At 41.2% G+C, this 13,582-nt stretch carries 12 protein-coding genes and 1 pseudogene; 2 read left to right on the top strand and 11 right to left on the bottom strand.

Translation table 11 applies throughout. The features are described from left to right. Positions 1 to 41: 41 nt before the first annotated feature. Positions 42 to 248, bottom strand: coding sequence for a hypothetical protein (locus VB732_RS21505; RefSeq protein WP_012412689.1), 207 nt, complete (start codon positions 246 to 248; stop codon positions 42 to 44). 168 nt (positions 249 to 416) lie between these two features. On the opposite strand from VB732_RS21505, the gene VB732_RS21500 reads away from it, so the two are divergent. Further along, complete coding sequence (locus tag VB732_RS21500; RefSeq protein ID WP_323232928.1) at positions 417 to 710, top strand: hypothetical protein; 294 nt, start codon at positions 417 to 419, stop codon at positions 708 to 710. A 106-nt stretch (positions 711 to 816) separates the two neighbouring features. Here the strand turns inward: VB732_RS21500 and VB732_RS21495 are convergent, their stop codons facing one another. The 3 genes from VB732_RS21495 to VB732_RS21485 all read right to left on the bottom strand — a co-directional run bounded on the left by VB732_RS21495 (position 817) and on the right by VB732_RS21485 (position 4,803). Further along, positions 817 to 1,419, bottom strand: a complete 603-nt coding sequence (locus VB732_RS21495; protein ID WP_323232927.1) for a superoxide dismutase — start codon at positions 1,417 to 1,419, stop codon at positions 817 to 819. A gap of 481 nt (positions 1,420 to 1,900) precedes the next feature. Then, a complete protein-coding gene (locus VB732_RS21490; protein WP_323232926.1) occupies positions 1,901 to 3,496 on the bottom strand; it encodes a bifunctional pantoate--beta-alanine ligase/(d)CMP kinase in 1,596 nt (531 codons plus the stop codon). Between the two features lie 203 nt (positions 3,497 to 3,699). Next, positions 3,700 to 4,803, bottom strand: coding sequence for a septal ring lytic transglycosylase RlpA family protein (locus VB732_RS21485; RefSeq protein ID WP_323232925.1), 1,104 nt, complete (start codon positions 4,801 to 4,803; stop codon positions 3,700 to 3,702). Between the two features lie 886 nt (positions 4,804 to 5,689). On the opposite strand from VB732_RS21485, the gene glsA reads away from it, so the two are divergent. Next, a complete protein-coding gene (gene glsA / locus VB732_RS21480; RefSeq protein ID WP_323232924.1) occupies positions 5,690 to 6,673 on the top strand; it encodes a glutaminase A in 984 nt (327 codons plus the stop codon). A 317-nt stretch (positions 6,674 to 6,990) separates the two neighbouring features. Here glsA and VB732_RS21475 read toward each other — a convergent pair whose 3' ends face one another. From VB732_RS21475 to VB732_RS21445, 7 genes and pseudogenes are all read right to left on the bottom strand, one after another. Beyond that, on the bottom strand, positions 6,991 to 7,557 hold the full coding sequence (locus tag VB732_RS21475; protein WP_323232923.1) for a hypothetical protein: 567 nt from the start codon (positions 7,555 to 7,557) through the stop codon (positions 6,991 to 6,993). A gap of 164 nt (positions 7,558 to 7,721) precedes the next feature. Further along, on the bottom strand, positions 7,722 to 8,909 hold the full coding sequence (locus VB732_RS21470; protein ID WP_323232922.1) for an AbrB family transcriptional regulator: 1,188 nt from the start codon (positions 8,907 to 8,909) through the stop codon (positions 7,722 to 7,724). Positions 8,910 to 9,309: 400 nt separating this feature from the next. Further along, positions 9,310 to 9,648 carry a hypothetical protein gene (locus VB732_RS21465; RefSeq protein WP_323232921.1) on the bottom strand — a complete coding sequence of 113 codons (339 nt, stop codon included), beginning with the start codon at positions 9,646 to 9,648 and terminating at the stop codon, positions 9,310 to 9,312. A 165-nt stretch (positions 9,649 to 9,813) separates the two neighbouring features. Further along, entirely contained in the window at positions 9,814 to 11,166 is a 1,353-nt protein-coding gene (locus tag VB732_RS21460) for a Rieske 2Fe-2S domain-containing protein (protein ID WP_323232920.1), read from the bottom strand. 639 nt (positions 11,167 to 11,805) lie between these two features. After that, positions 11,806 to 12,171: a Lin0512 family protein gene (locus tag VB732_RS21455; RefSeq protein ID WP_323232919.1), complete on the bottom strand. Its 366-nt coding sequence runs from the start codon at positions 12,169 to 12,171 to the stop codon at positions 11,806 to 11,808. Positions 12,172 to 12,354: 183 nt separating this feature from the next. After that, positions 12,355 to 12,723: a Crp/Fnr family transcriptional regulator gene (locus VB732_RS21450; RefSeq protein ID WP_323232918.1), complete on the bottom strand. Its 369-nt coding sequence runs from the start codon at positions 12,721 to 12,723 to the stop codon at positions 12,355 to 12,357. 450 nt (positions 12,724 to 13,173) lie between these two features. Beyond that, positions 13,174 to 13,582, bottom strand: a pseudogene (locus tag VB732_RS21445) (hypothetical protein); the annotation flags it as partial.

Below are 13,582 nucleotides of genomic sequence, written 5' to 3'. Positions count from 1 at the left end.
TGGCAAGAGTTAAAAGTTAGGAAAACTCATAACTCCTCACTTTAAAATACCTCATCTTCAATACCGCGCCACCATTCACCCAAATTCATCAAATCTTGGTAAATGTCTTCTAATTCTTTGGTGTAGACATCGTTTGTAAGGGTGGCTCGACGCTCTTGCAATTTCTTGAGGCGCAGTTGTACCAATACCCAAGGTTTAGTGATGCTATTTGTTGCTTCGATGTATTGTGCTAGTTCTTTGCTATCCATAATGTTTTATATTTTTAGGATTAGCCCTTTGAAAGTGGATAAGATTCTTCGTCTGGAGTGGTTCAATAAAATATTTTTAAACCGCAGAGCGACAGAGAACGCAGAGGAGAAAACAGAGATTTTAAGAGTCAGCTTGAAAAGTTTAGTGCCATTACTTTTATTCAGACGATGCCCGTCCCACTCAATATGCTTGGGTTGAGCGGCAGCGAAACCCAACACTATCAAAGATTTGTTGGGTTTCGTTCTTTAACCCAAGGGTATTGCCATCCCACTACTGAAAAACAGGAAAGGGAGAAATTAAAAAGAATTTCTCCCTTTTTCTGGTGGGCTTTCCTTATATCTTGCACCAGGCGACTAGAAGTCGCGGCTACACGAGACAAAACCTGCCTCCGCAGGTTAAAAAGCCTTGGTTTTGTGTTAGTCCGCGCAGGCGGACTTCGTTTGTATAGCCGCGATTTCTAATCGCTAGGGCTAGGTGCAAGATGTGAGTTTCTGCTTCAACTTTTGTAAATTAACTTATGGAGCAGCTTACTAAGAGACATCGCACTCAGTTCGAGCCAGCAACTAATTAAGCTTTGGCCAAGTTTTCAGCAGCAAAGTCCCAGTTAACCAAGTTATCTAGGAAATTCTTGATGAACGCTGGACGAGCGTTTCTATAGTCGATGTAGTAAGCGTGTTCCCAAACATCCAAGGTTAGGAGTGCTTTTTTACCATGAGCTAAAGGGTTTTCTGCATTGGGTGTTTTGATCACCTTTAGCGTACCACCATCATCAATCAGCCAAGACCACCCACTGCCAAATTGAGTTGCAGCCGCGTTAGAAAATTCTTCTTTGAATTTGTCCAAGCTACCAAAATCTTTATCAATCTTGGCTGCGAGATCGCCGGTGGGTGCGCCACCACCATTCGGTTTCAAGGAATTCCAGAAAAAGGTGTGGTTCCAAACTTGAGCAGCGTTGTTGAAGATTCCCGCCTTAGAGGAGTCTTGGAAGGAAGTTTTGATCACCTGTTCTAGAGACTTATCAGCAAGTTCTGTACCTTCAGTGAGCTTGTTGAGGTTGTCTACATAAGCTTTGTGATGCTTACCGTAGTGATACTCGAAAGTTTCAGCTTTCATGCCATTTGGCTCTAAAGCATTAATTTCGAAGGGTAGTGGGGGCTGTACAAATGCCATTGTGTCAAATCCTCTCTTTACCGGTTTCCAGTTTTAAGCTATTACAGAAGCTTGGGAAATTAACAGCTTTTATTTTTCAGGTTTTATGTCTTTAATGATGAAACATAAAACTTAACATCGTCATTCTACTACCAAAGTGAAGACGAAAACAAAGTAATTGGGTAATAAGTCAAATCGCTAGAAATCCACGATTATAAATAAAAATGGCTAATATCTCGTAGCGAAAGGCCAATATAATAATTAGCATTTAAGAATTCAAGCCTTTATACTTCTATCTTTAGTAGGATTAATGGCAATAACAAAAATCAGTCGAAAGCAAGATGATTTAATACTTAAAAAAGTAGTAATGTTTTAATTCTTAAACGAAGCTTAATTTCGAATCAATAGTTAAATAATCTATTTATTTTAAGGATGGTAAGTGACTCATCACTCACCCACCACCCTTTGAAACTAAAAAGCTAACAGTGAATAGCGATAGCTATCACTGAGATAAACGCTGCTGGTAATAGTTAACAATTTGTGCCGTGACTTCAGACACATCTAAACCGTCGGTTTGAACTTCGATCGCATCTGCTGCTTTTTGCAAAGGTGAAACTTTGCGGGTACTGTCTTTCCAGTCACGTTCGGCAATATCCCGTTCTAGCTGCTCTAAGTTGATTTTGGGTTGACCTTGTTTGTTAAAGTCTTCCTGGCGGCGACGCGCGCGTTCACTCACAGAAGCGGTTAAAAAGATTTTCACTTCAGCATCGGGGAAGACGTGAGTACCGATGTCTCGTCCTTCAGCTACTAAACCACCTTTTTTACCCCAGCTTTGCTGTTGTTTAACCAGTGCTTGACGGACAGCGCTTTGGGCTGCGATCGCAGATACAAGAGATGTTACCTCAATGCTGCGAATTACCTGAGTAACATCAGTACCATTAATCCAAACCCGCACGGATGATTGTAAATCCTGGGCAGGAGTAAGTTCAATTTTACACAGGTTAGTTAATTCAGCGATCGCACACTCATCATCAATCGCAATCCCCTTTTGCAATACTAACCAAGTGACAGCACGGTACATTGCTCCTGTATCTAAATAGACTAAACCCAAATTTGCTGCCACTTGTCGCGCCACTGTGGATTTTCCAGCACCGGCTGGGCCATCAATGGCGATTATGGGTTGACGATCGCGCAATATGGTATTGTCAATCAAACGTGTAGAACCCAGACGGGCTGCGATCGCCAACATTCCTTCCTCCTCAACTTTTTCTAAAGACATCAACGTAGTCGGTTCAACTAATTCAATATATTCCACTAAAATTGTGCTGACCATTGCCACTTCTTGCTGTACCACTGCTATCAACTTGTTGCTATTGCGATCGCCTGCAATGAATGCAGCTTCAGCCCGTTGCAGTCCGCGATATAATACAGCCGCTTGCTCTTTTGCCGTTGCAGTCAAATATTGATTACGAGAACTGAAGGCAAGACCCGATCCTTCCCGCACTGTTGGACAACCAACAATTTCTACTGGCAAATTTAAGTCAGCTACTAAGCGTCTAATAATTGCCAGTTGCTGACCATCCTTTTGACCAAAGTAGGCACGGTCAGGCTGTACCAAGTTGAAAAGCTTGGTAACAATCGTAGCGACACCTTGAAAATGGCCCAGCCGAGAACGACCACACAAACCTGTCATCATAGCAGATGGTGGTATAACTTGTGTAACCTTTGATTCTTGTATACTCTTCTGGGGAACTGCCATCTCTTCAGGACTCGGTGCAAAAATCGCATCTACCCCAGCTTGTTCGCAAAGTTGTTGGTCTTGCTCTAAAGTGCGGGGGTAGCGTTGATAATCCTCGCTGGGGGCAAATTGTAAAGGATTGATAAAAATACTCACAATCACCGTAGAATTTTCTTGCCGCGCCCGTTGGATTAAGCTTAAATGACCTTGATGCAAATTCCCCATCGTTGGCACTAGACCTACTGCCGTTCGATACCAGCCAGTCATCTCATCTAGTCTTAAATCCTCAGTAACCGCGTTTTCTGAGCAGCGTTTAGTTAAATAGCAGCGTAAAGCTGCGACTGTTGTCAGCAGGCGCACAAAAATACCCCTAGTTCTTATCGATCCCTCCCCCGTTAGTTTATATCTGAAATAGGGGAAGAGTTGATTGAACTAGGGGAATTAAGTGATACGGAACTGGGAATTGGGAATTGGGAATTGGGAATTGGGAATTGGGAATTAATTATTTCTCCCCCTGCTCCCTGCTCCCTGCTCCCCTGCTTCTTCTCCCTACTCCCTAATAATTATCTCCCTAAAACTTCAACACGTACTGGTGCTACGCCACTGCCCATCATTCCCAAAACTCGAGCTGCGCCAGTTGACACGTCAATGATTCGGCCCCGAATGAATGGGCCTCGGTCATTAATCCGCAACACTACAGAACGACCATTGCGGGTGTTGGTTACACGGACTTTTGTACCAAAGGGTAAGCTGCGATGGGCGGCAGTCATTGCTTCTGGATTGAATCTCTGACCGCTAGCAGTGCGATTACCAGCAAAGTCATAGCCGTAAAAAGAAGCTATACCTCTCAAGGTGGATCGCACTGCTCCAACGGCAACCTGTTGAGGCTGCTTTGGCATTGCTATTGGCGAACGCACAGGTAAATCAGCAATTTCTTTTATAGGAGATGCATTGCCTAGTAGTCTCCGCAGGCGATTGGTTGCTTGCAATGCATCTTGCGCCAAATTGTTGGTACTATCTGCTAGTCGCGTACCTTCGTTGATTTCGACTAATTCTTCGCCATCAATTTTGATTACATAGCGATCGCCATCTTGTTGAGCAGGGACGCTTTTGTTTTGCGCTTGATTGGCATTAGATTTTTCCCCTGCTTTCCAGCTGACGGTAATCTTACTCCCATCGACATTTTCCCGATTCAACTGGTTGATCTTAGCTGCTATTACACCAGCTACCTGAACCGGATCATTGTCAGAAGAGTTAATCTGGTTACTCGCATCTGTTACGTTCCCAGTATTCAATGCATTTGATGAATTGCTAGCAAGAAGGGCGTATGATTGTACGCCCCTAGTATTTCCAATTTCACCAACTTTCTTAGATTCAAGATTTGTATTTGATACAGAACTCAAAAAGGTGAGAACAGGTATATTTCTGATAAAAAGGGTTGCCGCCTTACGTCCTCTAATCTCGTGAGGATGAATTTCTGTAATCACAGCATCCAAGGTTTGTTTCCCTGCTCTAGATTGGTACTCTCCCACCTTAACCACATCAGGGGCAGGTGATTTTTGGGATGCTAGCGCATTTCCCTTGGTAGTTTGAGTACAACCGACTGAAGGTATGCCCAAAGCAGCCATAGACAGGGCAACAATAATCCACAAATGTCTTTGATTCATGCGTCCGTTTTTGAAAGCGACTGTAGAACTTTAAGTTTTATAAACTGCGGGATTTTTCACTCCTAAAAGTGAATTTCCCTTCTCAACAAACTCGAACTCGTTCCGTTTTCACTTTGTTTTTTATAACTGCAACAGACTAACACGAACCTTTTGGCTTGGGGATCAGGGTTTTAGCGTAATTATCGACAGCTTAATTAAATTAAAGTTCCAATTTTAAGCGTGAAACCTTTCTCAAACGAGGACTTGGGCTATGTAACGTTTTTTTCTGCAAGTCAAAAATTTCTTAAAAAAATTTTATGTTGATTGCACGCTAAAGCAATGATACCTATTGATTTCTTTTCTAAAGGCTCATTACTACTTGTGTATTCTAGATAACATGTATTTTTACTATTTCCTATAAGAAGATAATATAACTTTCATGAAATGGCATCGGCATAAATACTCAAAACAACTTATTTAATAAAATATTTAGATTTCTCTGTGAAGAAGCTGTGATAAGAGTTACATCTTAAATAATTATGCAAATTAGTTGAAGTTTAATCTTTTTTTTCTACTTAGATTAATGATGACTTTTATTCCCCATAACTAAACGTAGATAAGTAATAAATAGAACTTACAAGCCCCGTATTACTGAGTATAAAAAAAAGAAAGATACTCAACTTAATATTTTTTGCGATCAATGATGAAAAAATTAGAAAATTTTCGCGATCGCTTGCAAACGAACCATAATTTGTATTAAAAATAACAATGCCTAAATTTAGACCTAAGTATTTACTCAAAGATGCTTTTTTAGAGCAAGGTGTCTTTTCCAAAATTTTGCTAATTAGGGAGGTACAACTGCACCCTACTATATATAGTGAGTATTTTGGGGAATGCTACCAACCTGATGACAAGCCAAGTAAATCAAAGAGATTTAGAAATAGATTCGTCGCCATTATTAGCTGTTCTTAAGGAATTGCATTCTCAGTACAAGTTACTGCAAGAGGGTGCAGTAGCTAAATATATTCCAGAACTGGCGAAGGCAAACCCGGATTTGTTCAGTATTTGCATTGTCACAGTAGATGGTCAGATTTACAAAGTTGGCGACTACGACCAACTCTTTACCATTCAGTCGATTTCCAAAGTCTTTGCTTATGGACTTGCCTTAGAAGATCATGGGCGGGATTACATTTTAACTAGAGTTGGCGTGGAACCCACTGGGGATGCATTCAACGCAATTGTTTTAGATGAGCAATCGAAGCGACCTTATAACCCAATGGTAAACGCTGGTGCGATCGCCACCACTAGCTTAATTAAAGGTTCCGGCCCTACCGAACGCCTGAACCGAATGCTGGATATGTTCAAGCGATATATTGGCCGCGACGTATTCGTTGACATTTCAGTTTTTACCTCAGAACGCAGTACCGGACATCGCAACCGTGCAATGGCGCATCTGATGCTCAACTTTGGCATGATTGACCGGAATATTGAAGAGGCGCTGGATCTTTATTTCCAGCAGTGTGCTGTGATAGTGAATTGCGAAGACTTAGCAGTGATGGCGGCTACTCTGGCTAACAAAGGTATGAATCCCATCACCAAAGAACAGGCGGTAGATAAGCGTTACATCAAAGATATTTTGAGTGTTATGTACACCTGCGGAATGTACAACTTTGCAGGTGAATGGGCTTACAAAATTGGTATTCCGGCAAAAAGCGGAGTTTGTGGTGGGATTATCGCCGTTGTACCCAATAAAATGGGCATTGGAGTTTTTTCACCCCTGCTAGATGTGCGTGGTAATAGCGTGCGCGGGGTGAAGGTGTGTGAAGAACTCTCCCAACGGTTAGGTTTACATCTATTTGATTGTTTAGGTGAAGAGGCGAAATTTCAATAAATAAGGGCGTTGCTGAACTAAGGAATGATTCTTGTGGGGTGGGCATCCTGCCTGCCCAGAAATACAAGGGACGGGCAAGATGCCCATCCCACAAAAATAGTAGAATCATACCGCAAATATGCAACCCCTACAAGCGATCGCAAAATAGAAAATAACACTATATATGGTTGCCAAATTTTAAATTATCCCTTTTCGCGTGTCCGTCCAACCGTATGCAACCTCAATTAGCTGCACAGTGGCAATCTCGATTTGCTTTTGCTTCACCTGCTGACCACCAAGGCTTTGGTAAAATCGGCAGGTATATATTTCGGATATATCTATTCAAACGCTCTTAAATAGGGAACAATATATTTTTGTCCTCGTTCAATGTAGTAGGGCGAAAAGAGAGTTTCATAATCTTGCTTGACTAATGCCATAGCTCGTTCCATACGTTCATGCCCAATGACAATAAACTGGGCTGTTGATGCAGCATAGAATTCACGCTCTGACTCCTTAACATTGTTTTTAAATGCATCTTTGTAAAGCGATCGCACTGCTTGAACAAATGCTTTTTGTTCGTCGTCAAATTCAATTTGACCCTCACTAGGGAAATATAATTCTGTCCGTTTCATAAAACCCATGACTAGATTCATACATTCACGGGTCTGTTCTAAAGACAAACATTCTTTATCGCCGCGACGAAATCCCCATTGAGTGCAACCATTAGTTACTTCTAACGCCCGCAGTTTGCTAAATTTCTCTAGAGCGTCATCAGAAAATTTTTCAACCTCTTCAATGCGATCTTCTATGAGCTTTTTAAATCCTTGGAAATCTTCTTCAAAAAATTCTTTTAGTTCTTGAATCTCTGTCAGCTTGTTCCAGTAAATCGTGCGTTGTATTTTCATGATTAAAAGCTGAGTAATTCACTCAGTGTATCGTATTTGCTAAAGTTGTTTTGAAAGAAAATCTGTTTAGTTTTATGTGATGGGTGGAACGCTCAAAACCTTGGTACACAATATAGATCAAATTCCACGCGATCGCTCTGGTATAACCTTTATTTTTAAGAGAATTAAAGTGGTTCAGAAAGTTGGTCATCGAGACGGCGAAACAAAAATACCCAAAGTGGTAGGGAACTATTAATTGCAATCAGCCGCACCAAATGACCAGTTGTGACAATTTCAACATTATGATTCAATGTTAGAGAAACCAAGATCATTTCTGCCGATCCTCCTGGTGCTGTGACTAGCAGACAAGTTAACCAGTCCCAAGAGGTTAATTGCATCGCAAGTATAGCAGCGATCGCTCCCGCTATTAGGGTCATTCCCACAGACACTAAGGCATAGCCCACAGTCCGCTTCTGAAAGTTGGGTTTGTCTCCCCAATATTCACCAATGGTAATCCCCAGGAGCATTTGACCCAATAAGTTTATTATTGGCGGCGGACTAAAGCTAAGATCGCCTACAAAAGGTAGCCAATGTAGCAAAGGATTAAACCCGATACCAATCAACAATGCACCAAAGAAATCGGCTGCGGGAATTTTAAATAATATAGCTGGATAAACTACTAATCCAGTGATTAGGAGTACTAACAAGAGTAATTCTAATTGAGATGGATCGAAATTGAGCCAAGCGGCGTTGATTGGGAGTGTTTGGGGATAGTAATTACCAGTTGATGTCCTAGCGATAAAGGGGATTAAAACAACTACTGAGGTGACGCGAATCGCCTGAACTAGGGCAACTAAGCTGACATTTTTATTGTAATCGGCAGCGATCGCAGCCATAATTCCTACACCACCAGGAACCGTAGCCAGCATTGCTGTCAATAGGTTGGTTTTGCTGAGGCGGGCGTAAATATAACCAATACAGGTTCCACTCAGCAGCAGAAACAATGTCAGAAAAATAAATATGGGAATACCAGAAACAACACTAGTTAGATTACCGTGGGTATTGGAAGCGCCGACAGTTAAACCGACAAGTGCCATTCCTACTTTTCTAGCAGTGCGGTTAGGTTGGGGGGAATATTGATAAAAAATTCGACACCCTTGAAGAACTACCGTACCAGCAGCAATCCCGCCAAATATCCAGGCAATCCTGCCAATTTGAAGCTTTGCGAGGAGTAAACCCAGAGGTAATGCTAGAAGCATTTCCAAGACAAGGACAATTACTTGCTTTGTAAATAGCTGTTGTTTATTAGTGACAACGGGAGTTTCATGAGTGTGTTCTTCCAAGGTAGGAGCAACACTTACGCTTTGATTCATCAATAGAAGCTTTTTTATTAATTTAACTCATGTAATTAACCTAACGCGATCGCCTACGGTGGGAGAAACAGCACCATCGCTTGAAGAAGAATTCAGAATTCAGAAGTCAGAATTCAGGAGCGGAGCCGGAGACTCCGAAAGCTCCGGTCAGAATCAATCAGTCGGGGATTCAGACCGGCGCAGGATTAAAGACCACCAAATTTATGATTTGGTGGGGGTGCAAAAACGCCGGTTATTCATCCGCCACTCGCAAAGAATTCATTGCTGAATTCTGACTCCTGACTCCTGAATTCTGTTCGATAAATCAACTTACACAAGAACCACTATAAAGAGAACATAGGGGTACAGCGATCGCTGTGCCCCTAAAAATAATTTATATTCCTTTTAATGCTTCAGCCGTTTAATCTTCGTCAAGGGCTGGGAAAGCTTCCTCAAGCTGCCACAACCGGTCTTTGTTTTGAACGAACCAAATACGAGTTTCGGGAGTTAATTGACTCCAAATGACTTCAACAGGAATGTGAGGAGATGCATATTGGTACTGCTGACCAAGTGCTTTGAGATTGTCCGCCACATCATGGGGAATTCCGAATTGTTCCCAGTCAACTGTAATATGTCTGCCCGAAACTCCGGCTGTAGGGTCGAAAATCAATTGTGCTGATCTGACTAAATCAGCAAAGTGTTTCGGTTTTAGTTTGGTGATCTCCTGAATTTGGAGTGATTCGTTATGTTCTTGAGACATTATCGCCGCAGTGGTAAAGATTAGTGGTGTTTGAACTTACTGCCAGAGATTTTGATCCCAATATTTTTACTTTAGCGCAGAGCCGCTAACTTCATCGTGACTAAAATTGTAGATTAGGGGATTAAGTGTTGAAAATAATTCTGATTCCAGTCCCCAATTCCCATTTTAGTGACGAGTGTAGGAACGTTCAAAGTGAGTTTTGAGCTTTTGTGCCATAGCAGACATTGCAACTGCTGCTACAGAAAGCGATATTGTAGCTATTCTGATTCTATCATCTGCAACTATGGCTACAGCAGCTAGAGCGATCGCTACCCCTATACAACTTTGTTTGACTGTATTTGTAACTCTATAAGCTCGATTGCATGAACTACAAATAAGTGTATGTTGCGAGAATCGGTCTAACGCGATCAACTTTTGATCAGACTCGCTACTACCGACATTTTTCGAGGTGGAATAACCTTGATAAAACGGCAAAGATGACCCAAATTTATCTAGCCACTTGCGATACTCAACCACCAAAGTATCAGATGTTTTGAGCGGTAAATACACTTCTTTGAGATTTTGTCCCAAACGCTCAATTTGTGCCTTTTGTTCAACGACTAATTGCAAATCACCTTCTAAGATTTTGTTTCGGATCAAGATGTGATCTAACCAGGGAGGCATCAGCTTGATTTTTTTAGGAAACGAGTTACTATAATTTCTGATGAAAATCCGACATCTATTCTTACCTAGTGGAATTGAATATAAGGCTGTGCCTCCAAACTTAGCTTGCTGTCCGTTACTAAATTTGTAGAGAATCAAATTAGGAGCAATGAAATCTAATGAAATCCAAGGCGCATTGGGTGTGCGTGTTCGCCGCCACCTTCCCTTAATTCCCTGAATATTGCTCTCAATGACTTCTAGTTCCAGCGCTTGGGCATCTTTTCGACTTCCCATGATCCCATCATGGCTGATTGGAACGTGAGCCGGATCAATAATGTTTTCAATAAAATAGCTTTGGTCGTAAGGCAAGTCACGTACATAATCTAAGTTGAAGCATTCCGGCTTGTCCCAATCTGATAAAGATGGAATTAGCTCATCAATAGCCGTTTTGGGTTCCCCTGCCCACATCCAAATGATACCTTTACGTTCCAAGACTTTAAATGATGATACACAAGCATTTACCGGAATTTTGGCATCGGTTGGTAGTTGAGGAATGTGCAAACATTGACCATTATTGCCAAACTGCCAACCGTGGTATGAGCATTCTATTTTACCGTCAATAATTTGTCCATCAGAAAGCCTAGCTGCACGGTGGGGACAACGATCTGTTAAACAGATAAGTTGTTCATTTTGGTCTTTGAACAAAACGAAGGGTTCATCGTACAAAGAAAAGCTATGAGGGCGGTTTGCAGGCAAGTCTTGCACAAAGGTGATGGGATACCAGCACTGCCTCCAGTTAAATTCTTGCTTCTCCTCAAGTGTTTCAAAGGTAGAAGTTGGTGGTGTCGCCTGTAGTGTCTCTGTTTCTAATGACATATTTTTCTCCAGGTTTATATAATCTTATACCTTTGGATTAGCAAATCTTTAGTCCTAGAGATAAAACATTTTTAGGGTGAAACTTCAAAAATTAACAATAACAAAGCAAACTGGGGTTTGAGTAAGTCGAAGCTGCTTTTACTTGCGGAAAACACTGAAATGAGAAAGTAAATGCAGCTTTTGAGAAAGCAAAGCGGGGTTTGAGTAAGTCAAAGTTCTTTTTGCTTGCGGAAAACACCAAAATGAGAAAGCAAATGCAGCTTTTGAGTAAGTCAAAGTTCCTTTTGCTTGCGGAAAACACCAAAATTAGAAAGCAAACACAGCTTTTAAGTAAGTCAAAGCTGCTTTTGAGAAAGCAATTTAAGTATTTTGATAAATTAAATAGGTATTTTTATAAAGCAATGAGGCTTTTTGAGAAAGTAATCGGCAAATATACTTAACGATTAAAAATTGCGCTTGCACAAATGAGTCCTACTGAAAAATTGCTATATGCCACTTAATTTTCAACGATCTGTTAAAATTCTCAGTGCCCAGATCCCCAACTTCTTTAAGAAGTCGGGGATCTAACTTTTCACGAATGATTTAGGATTGCTATATAACTTTTAATTTAGTGATTTGTTTATAGAGGAATTACCTCAGCTACTCATCTTCGATTAAAACTGTAACAGATGCGATCGCAATCAACATTTCATCATTTTTATCATTGAGTTCGGGAATTGCTCGCCCTTGAACTACCATCCCCCCAGATTCTACGGTGAGGCTTTTCCGACCAAATGGTAGTACAGCTAGTACTTCTGCTTCTCTAACTTGCTCTGGGTATGGAACTGCTACCTGAACCTCTATAATCATTTCATTGGGGTGACTCAAACCTGCGACTTCCCAAACACCGGGTAAAGCATTGTGAGCGATCGCATTCCGTACTGCCCTAGATGCTGCCACTGTCGGCTCTTGTCCGTGCTGATCTATTCCCATTCCCATTTCAATAATCAACCGTTTACGCGCCATTACTACCTCCGGTAAATTCTGCACCTATAAATCAGGAGTCAGAAGCCAGAATCTAAAGTTATCTGAATACTGACTTTTGACTCCCCAAGAGAGAGCATATATATTATGTGTGGCCTTCAGGAGAGAAGGTAAGATTAGTGAAAGATTTTGATTATTTTTGGAACTTCTGCTGGCTAAGGTGCTTTAGAGCAGACGATACAAGCGACTCAGACGTTCTGAGTGACTTTTCATCACCTTTAAGGCAAACACTGGTGTTTCCTGAACGGCAAAGAGAAACTTTTTCTCATCAAGGAAACCCAGTTTGGTATCCACCTTGGCAACAGCTGTATAAGTTCTATTTTCGACTCCTACGAGTACCCCGACACCAAAAACTTCGCCCGTTTCAATGGTTTCTACAACCTTGCCATTGACTACTATATCCACTTTTCCTTCGATAATGCCGTACATTTCATTACCAGGCTGTCCTTCTTCAAAGATGACTTGACCTGCTGAAAATCCTTTAGGGTCGGGTTGTTTTTGAAAGATACTGACTGTAACTACAGGACTTAACATTTAGAGCAACCCCAAAATTATTGGTTTTTAGACGAAATTTGTCGATAGTTTTAGACAAACCCAAAAAAGTATACTACTTTATGTTGATTAACTCTCACTCAATCTCCGCAAAATTCCTGGTTAGTCTCCTAATCGCCTAAAAACCTCTCCCTGGTTTTACTATGCAGGGAAAACCGTCTCTCTTTGAGTCGGAGCTACAGTATATACACAAGTCTGAAATAGCTGATTAACCAAAGTTTTATCCCATCCTAACCCTCCCCTTATCAAGATTACGGTGTACACACCAGTCTTCTAGAGTGCGCCACAGGCTTTTGATTCCCCCAACCCCTCTTAAAAAAGCAGGTAAAAAGCTCTTAAAGTCCCCCAATTTATCGAGGGATTACAGTTCAAGTTTTATAACTGTTCTGTGGTCATGTCTTTTATTTGCATAGTTTCTCCAAACAATTTACTTTATTTACGTTTGGTAATTAGCCAACCTAAAGCGATAAATACCACGGTAGCAATGATGCTTAAAGTTAACGATGCGTAAAGGGGATGTTTTTGTACTAACGGCAGATTAATTTTATCAATATGTGTTGTGAATACACCAGAGGCGATCGCACCACCGCCAAAGCCGATACCTAATATCTGGATTGTGTTTTCTAACGAGCGATCGCGCTCAGTTTGTTCTGTTTCTACTATACCTCGGATAATATCAACGAATTGTCCAAATAATTCTTGACCTGGAGTCAGATAGTTAATATCTGTTTGTATTTGTTGTTGCCATTTTTTACAGTCTTTATTAAGAAAATCTTGCCAGGATTGGGGGCTATTTCCGCTATCAATAGTTTGAATTTTCTCTAAACAAGTTGTGTAATTA

Source organism: Nostoc sp. UHCC 0252 (genome assembly GCF_034931145.1).
Lineage (GTDB): Bacteria > Cyanobacteriota > Cyanobacteriia > Cyanobacteriales > Nostocaceae > Nostoc.
The sequence above is the reverse complement of the archived record's forward strand: the minus strand, read 5'-3'. Positions and strand labels throughout refer to the sequence as shown.

What these genes read in the sequence shown, in the direction of transcription:
- VB732_RS21505 (WP_012412689.1), bottom strand. Translation starts at nt 248, where the DNA reads ATGGATAGCAAAGAACTAGCACAATACATCGAAGCAACAAATAGCATC.
- VB732_RS21500 (WP_323232928.1), top strand. Translation starts at nt 417, where the DNA reads ATGCCCGTCCCACTCAATATGCTTGGGTTGAGCGGCAGCGAAACCCAA.
- VB732_RS21495 (WP_323232927.1), bottom strand. Translation starts at nt 1,419, where the DNA reads ATGGCATTTGTACAGCCCCCACTACCCTTCGAAATTAATGCTTTAGAG.
- VB732_RS21485 (WP_323232925.1), bottom strand. Translation starts at nt 4,803, where the DNA reads ATGAATCAAAGACATTTGTGGATTATTGTTGCCCTGTCTATGGCTGCT.
- glsA (WP_323232924.1), top strand. Translation starts at nt 5,690, where the DNA reads ATGACAAGCCAAGTAAATCAAAGAGATTTAGAAATAGATTCGTCGCCA.
- VB732_RS21475 (WP_323232923.1), bottom strand. Translation starts at nt 7,557, where the DNA reads ATGAAAATACAACGCACGATTTACTGGAACAAGCTGACAGAGATTCAA.
- VB732_RS21470 (WP_323232922.1), bottom strand. Translation starts at nt 8,909, where the DNA reads ATGAATCAAAGCGTAAGTGTTGCTCCTACCTTGGAAGAACACACTCAT.
- VB732_RS21465 (WP_323232921.1), bottom strand. Translation starts at nt 9,648, where the DNA reads ATGTCTCAAGAACATAACGAATCACTCCAAATTCAGGAGATCACCAAA.
- VB732_RS21460 (WP_323232920.1), bottom strand. Translation starts at nt 11,166, where the DNA reads ATGTCATTAGAAACAGAGACACTACAGGCGACACCACCAACTTCTACC.
- VB732_RS21455 (WP_323232919.1), bottom strand. Translation starts at nt 12,171, where the DNA reads ATGGCGCGTAAACGGTTGATTATTGAAATGGGAATGGGAATAGATCAG.
- VB732_RS21450 (WP_323232918.1), bottom strand. Translation starts at nt 12,723, where the DNA reads ATGTTAAGTCCTGTAGTTACAGTCAGTATCTTTCAAAAACAACCCGAC.